Genomic DNA, 4,052 nt, shown 5'->3' with positions numbered 1-4,052 from the left:
GAGTGGGTAGATTGGCGTGATGCCAAGGTTCACGTGCTAACGCACACGTTGCATTACGGTATGGGCGTGTTTGAAGGTGTTCGTGCCTATGAAACGGCGAACGGTCCAGCAATTTTCCGACTTGAGGAGCATACAGATCGTTTGTTTAATTCTGCCAAAATTATGAACATGGATATTGGTTATTCTAAAGAAGAGATTAATCAAGCGCAAAAAGACGCAGTTGCTAAAAATAATTTAGATAGCGCCTATATTCGCCCAATGTGTTTTTATGGCTCAGAAGGCATGGGTTTGCGTGCTGATGGGCTAAAAGTGCATACTATTATTGCCGCATGGGAATGGGGTTCGTATTTGGGTGAAGATAATATGAAGAATGGTATTCGTATCAAAACTTCAAGCTACACGCGTCATCACGTTAATATTGCCATGACTAAGGCCAAGGCAAATGGCAACTACATTAATTCAATGCTAGCATTGCAAGAGGCTTTGACTGATGGCTATGATGAAGCGTTGTTGTTGGACGTTGATGGCTTTGTAGCAGAAGGTAGTGGTGAGAATTTTTTCATTGTACGTGATGGTGTGATTTACACGCCAGACCTGACTTCCGCTTTGGCTGGCATTACTCGTGATACAATTTTTAAATTGGCCACCGATTTAGGCTACAAGGTTATAGAAAAACGCATCACTCGTGATGAAGTTTATTGCGCCGATGAGGCTTTCTTTACCGGTACTGCTGCGGAGGTAACCCCTATTCGTGAGCTTGATAATCGTATTATTGGCAACGGCACACGCGGTCCAGTGACAGAAATTTTACAAAAATTGTATTTTGATTGTGTTTACGGTCGCAACGATCAGTACCAATCTTGGATTGCTAAAGGTTTGTGCCAATGAATGCATCAGTAGATGGTTTTCAGCAAAAGCATGTTAGCTACTCTACGGTAGAAGCCAAAAATTTACCATTTCATTGTCCGCCAAAAGATGCGCAAAAGTGGAATATGCACCCTAAGGTGTTTATTCAATTTGATGAAAAAGGCAAGGGTATGTGCCCGTATTGCGGCGCTAGCTACGAATTAGGCTAATTTATCATGATTAATAAGATAGCTAATATTGTTTTGGTTGGGCCGATGGGTTCGGGCAAGACCTCTGTTGGCCGTCGCCTAGCTTGTGTACTTAAGCGTGATTTTTTTGATTCAGACTTTGAAATCGTTGCGCGTACCGGCGTCTCTATTGACCATATTTTTGACGTAGAAGGTGAAGAAGGCTTTCGTCAGCGCGAAACGAGTATGCTAAGTGAGCTTTGTGATATTTCTAATATTGTTATTGCAACGGGCGGTGGCATTGTTATTAAGGCTGAAAACAGGGTGCTACTAAAAAATAACAGTTTTGTGGTGTATTTAGCCTCAAGTGTTGAGCAATTAGTCATGCGCACTGCCAGATCAAAATCCCGACCTTTATTAGAAAAATCAACCAATCGAGAACAAACTATTCGAGATATACTCGAGGCCCGTGAACCATTGTATCAAGAGGTGGCCGATGTGGTGATTGACACCACGGGTAAAAAACTATACGCTATCATTAACGAGATTAAAAAATCCATTCCTCAATGAATAAAACCCTCAGCCTTGGTATTACCTTATTGTGCATTAGCAATGCATTAGCAATGACACAGTCTGAGTTTGTTGAGCGTTTAACAAACACACATCCATTTTTCACTCAACAAGGGCTTGATCAGCAAGTCTCGCAGCTTAATTACACAGCTAGTACGGCGAATCAAGATTGGGTGCTGGGTAGTTCGCTAGATTCTAAAAACCAACTTAATAATCAAATTTCTAGTGGTAGTATCAGTGCGACGCACAATTTGGTAGACACGGGTGCGGATGTCTCTATTACCAATACTTGGACTGACGCTACCACGAGCGATCAATTTTTGGTTAATTACACACAGCCTTTGTTAAAAGATTTTGGTGGTATTAATGATCGACTTTCTAGTGATTTGTTGAGGATTAAAACTGAAATTAATAGTCTCAAGCTTAAACAAAGTGAAGAGGCATTTGTCTTATCTCAATTGTTTAAATTGCTTGATTTAAGTAATGCTCAGCAGCAGCTTTCTTTAGCAGCTAGTCGGCTTAAATTGGCAGACCAAGAATTAAAATTAGTCAAAGATAAATTCGCCCAATCAGTGGTTGATAAAGTTGATGTTTTATTGCAAAAAGATGCTTATCAACGTGCTTATCAGCAGCACTTGCAAGCTGAGCAAGACTTGGACTTATTAAAGCAAGAGCTTGCCATCACTCTTGATATGCCAGCTAAATCCATGGTGAGTGATTATGATTTATATCAATTGTATCACTCTAATGTGGATGATTTACCCAAGTACTTGAAGATACATACTACTGAAATGCAAACAGCTAAACTTGAGCAAGCGGTACTTATTAGGCAATTAAATAGTGATAAAAACAACACTCAATTGCAGCTAGATTTAAAGCTAGGCGCTGGTTATGATACCGATGATATTTGGAATGTAGGACTAGGGTTGAGCTACCCATTGGGTAATACAAAAGCAAAATCTGCTTTAGAAAAAACCCAAATAGAGCTTATGAAAGCTAAAGAGAATGCGGCCGAATTACTCTTAAAGCTGACGGTTAAAGCCAGCGTTCTTGAGAAAAAAGTTGCGCATTTAGCCAAGCTTTTGTCTTCATATCAAGCTCGAATTGAAATTGCCAAATCAAGAGCCCAGGAAGAGAAACGTCGTTATGAATTAGGCAATTCGCCGGTTAGTTTTGTGATTTCTGCACAAAACAATGTTCAAGAGGTGCGCTCGAATTATGCGCAAGCAGCGCTTAGCTATCAAAAGTCTGTGCTTGAATTTCAAGCGGCTATTGATCAACTCTTGTAATGGCGATTAAATACAAAATCACCCCTAAAAACCTACACGCCCATGTGTTTGAGGTTGAGCTAATACTACAAAACCCTAACCCCTTAGGCCAGGTGTTTTCATTGCCAAGCTGGATTCCTGGTAGCTATTTGGTACGAGATTTTGCCAAAAATATTGTCAGCATTCAGGCGCATGGTGCTGGACAGTTGATACCCATTAAAAAGCTTGATAAAAATCATTGGATCACAAGCCCGTGTAGTGATGAGATTACACTGAGTTATGAGGTGTACGCTTTTGACTTATCTGTGCGCAGTGCTTATCTAACCAATGAGCGAGCATTTTTTAATGGCACTAGTGTATTTTTACTGCCACTTGGTTTTGAAGCTGAAAAGTGTGAATTATGTATTGTTCCTGCTCAAAGCTCCCAAACTTTGGGTGAGTGGTCGTGTGCAACGGGGCTTAAAAAGGTGGCTGAATTAAATTTTGAGGCGCCTAACTATCAAGACTTAGTTGATCATCCAGTTGAGATGGCAGATTTTACTTTGTTTGATTTTCAAGTGGCAGGGGTTGAGCATCAGATGGCAATAACTGGCGTACATAATACTGATATTGCACGCCTTAAACAAGATTTAAAAACCATTTGCAATCATCATGTTGGATTTTTTAATAACGATACACCATTTGATGATTACTTATTTTTAACATTGGTTAAAACCAAGGGTTATGGCGGTTTAGAGCATAAAAACTCAACCAGTCTTATTTGTTCTAGAAAAGAGTTGCCCACTCCTAAACTAGTCGATATCAATAAAGACTATACTCGTTTTTTGGCACTTTGTTCGCATGAGTATTTTCATGCTTGGTGGGTTAAAACCATTAAGCCTGCGAGCTTTTTCGAGCTTGATTTAAGTCGAGAAAATTACACTGAACAGCTTTGGATTTTTGAAGGGTTTACTTCGTATTATGATGAATTATCACTACTTCGAACCAAACTACTAACCCCTGAGCAGTATTTAGATTTATTTGCGCAAACCATTACTCGAGTGCAAAAATCAAAAGGCCGCCTAACTCAGTCATTAGCGCAGTCTAGTTATGATGCTTGGACTAAGTTTTATCAACAAGATGAAAATGCGCCAAATGCCATTGTTAGCTATTACACCAAGGGTGCACTATTGGCTTTTGT

General features: G+C 39.9%; 4 protein-coding genes and 1 pseudogene. All 5 read left to right on the top strand.

The window, feature by feature from the left end; genetic code table 11:
- Positions 1 to 888: branched-chain amino acid transaminase (locus ABNR88_RS06970; RefSeq protein ID WP_348670231.1), on the top strand; the 888-nt coding region annotated here is incomplete at its 5' end.
- The gene (locus ABNR88_RS06965) at positions 885 to 1,076 is read left to right on the top strand and encodes a zinc-finger domain-containing protein (protein ID WP_348670230.1); all 192 of its coding nucleotides are present in this window, start codon (positions 885 to 887) and stop codon (positions 1,074 to 1,076) included. The genes ABNR88_RS06970 and ABNR88_RS06965, both read left to right, overlap by 4 nt.
- 6 nt (positions 1,077 to 1,082) lie before the next feature.
- Positions 1,083 to 1,604: a shikimate kinase gene (locus ABNR88_RS06960; RefSeq protein WP_348670229.1), complete on the top strand. Its 522-nt coding sequence runs from the start codon at positions 1,083 to 1,085 to the stop codon at positions 1,602 to 1,604.
- Positions 1,601 to 2,893: a TolC family protein gene (locus tag ABNR88_RS06955; RefSeq protein ID WP_348670228.1), complete on the top strand. Its 1,293-nt coding sequence runs from the start codon at positions 1,601 to 1,603 to the stop codon at positions 2,891 to 2,893. The genes ABNR88_RS06960 and ABNR88_RS06955 overlap by 4 nt, the downstream gene beginning before the upstream one ends.
- Positions 2,893 to 4,052, top strand: a pseudogene (locus ABNR88_RS06950) (peptidase M61); the annotation flags it as partial. The gene ABNR88_RS06955 and the pseudogene ABNR88_RS06950, both read left to right, overlap by 1 nt.

Origin of the sequence: uncultured Candidatus Thioglobus sp., from assembly GCF_963981275.1 — a bacterium.
Classification (GTDB): Bacteria; Pseudomonadota; Gammaproteobacteria; order PS1; family Pseudothioglobaceae; genus Thioglobus_A.
Note: the sequence above shows the minus strand (reverse complement) of the source record. Positions and strands in the feature narration are given on the sequence as shown.

What these genes read in the sequence shown, in the direction of transcription:
- ABNR88_RS06965 (WP_348670230.1), top strand. Translation starts at nt 885, where the DNA reads ATGAATGCATCAGTAGATGGTTTTCAGCAAAAGCATGTTAGCTACTCT.
- ABNR88_RS06960 (WP_348670229.1), top strand. Translation starts at nt 1,083, where the DNA reads ATGATTAATAAGATAGCTAATATTGTTTTGGTTGGGCCGATGGGTTCG.
- ABNR88_RS06955 (WP_348670228.1), top strand. Translation starts at nt 1,601, where the DNA reads ATGAATAAAACCCTCAGCCTTGGTATTACCTTATTGTGCATTAGCAAT.